The organism is Micromonospora sp. DT233 (assembly GCF_049841815.1).
In the GTDB taxonomy this organism is placed as follows: Bacteria; Actinomycetota; Actinomycetes; order Mycobacteriales; family Micromonosporaceae; genus Micromonospora.
On the sequence record NZ_JBNCLB010000035.1, the window covers coordinates 1 to 1,453 of the forward strand.

1 protein-coding gene is annotated in these 1,453 nt (G+C 69.7%); it reads left to right on the plus strand.

Annotation, left to right across the window (positions count from 1 at the left end):
* Positions 1-189 precede the first annotated feature (189 nt).
* Complete coding sequence (locus tag ACLQ2V_RS28070; RefSeq protein WP_425721712.1) at positions 190-1,182, plus strand: alpha/beta hydrolase; 993 nt, start codon at positions 190-192, stop codon at positions 1,180-1,182.
* Positions 1,183-1,453: the final 271 nt, after the last annotated feature.

Here is a 1,453-nt window from a genome sequence, read left to right on the forward strand (position 1 = left end):
ATCTACGTCGCCCCCTCCACCGGCACCACCTTCGGCCCATCCACCAAATGGCACGACTTCTTCGGCCTCACCGGAGAGAGCACGTTCTGACCTTCCGCAACCGCCCGGCAGCTCCCCTGCGGCGCGCAGGGGCCCCGCCGGGCAGAGGTCAACGCACGTCCCAGCCACCCGTTCCACCGAGGAGAATCAATGGATACCACCCCCACCGGCCCACGCGCGGTCAGCCGGCGGCGTCTGCTGGCCGGCACCGCCGGGGTTGCCGCCGCTGGCGCCCTGGCCGGCACCTTCGCCGCGCCGCTCGCCGCCCACGCCGCCGGCGACGGGTACGGCCTGCGCATCGTCGACCGCAACGAGAACGGCGGCCGGTTGCAGTACTACCGCTTCGCCACCAACGAGATCGAGTGGGACCCGGGCGTCAACGTCCTGCTGCCCGACGGCTACCACACCAGCGGCAAGCGGTACCCGGTGCTCTACCTGCTGCACGGTGGGAACTCCGACTTCCGCTTCTTCCACCGAGAGGACATCATCAACCTCACCGCCGGCCGGGACATCATCATCGTCATGCCCGACGCCTCCACCGGCTGGTACTCCAACCCGGTGAACACCAACGTCGGCCCCCGCAACTGGGAGAACTTCCACCTGAACCAGTTGCTGCCGTGGATCGAGCAGAACTTCCGCACCTTCCCCGACTACGACGGCCGCGCCGTCGCCGGCTTCTCGATGGGCGGCTTCGGTGCCCTGAAGTACGCCGCCAAGTACTTCGGTCACTTCTGCTCGGTCAGCTCCCACTCCGGGCCGGCCAGCCTGCGCCGCAACTTCGGGCTCGTCGTGCACTGGGCCAACGCGACCTCGGCCGCGCTCGACCTGGGCGGCGGCACCGTCTACGGCGTCCCGCTCTGGGACCAGGCCCGGGTCACCGCCGACAACCCGATGGAGCGGCTCCCCAGCTACCGCAACAAGCGGATCTTCCTCCTCGCCGGCGACTCGCCCAACCCGCTCGACCTGTTCAGTGCCGTGAACGAGGGTGAGGTGCTGGCCGGTCAGCGCGAATTCCGGGCCGCCCTCCAGCAGGCGGGGATCCCGTTCGAGGCACACGAGGTGGCCGGGGGTCACGTCTTCCGCCGTGACTGGTTCGTCCGCGACCTCAACGGCATGCTCGGCCGCCTCCGGCGCGCCGGCTGACCGAAGGTGACGCAGCCCGTGTCGTGACGCGACGCCGAAACGCGAAAGTGGGCCATCTCCGGCACGGGGTGGCCCACTTTCGTTCGCTCGGATGACCCACGTGCCGCAGCCGGTGGGCTGAGCGCTCGCTGCCACTCCTCGGGCCGACGCTACCGAGGCCCGCCGCGGCGAAACGTGGTCCGACTCGATCGAACCGGGTCCGGAAACGCGTCAGGGCCACCCCCTGAAGGGGTGGCCCTGACCGAAAGAATGTCCGGCGGTGTCCTACTCT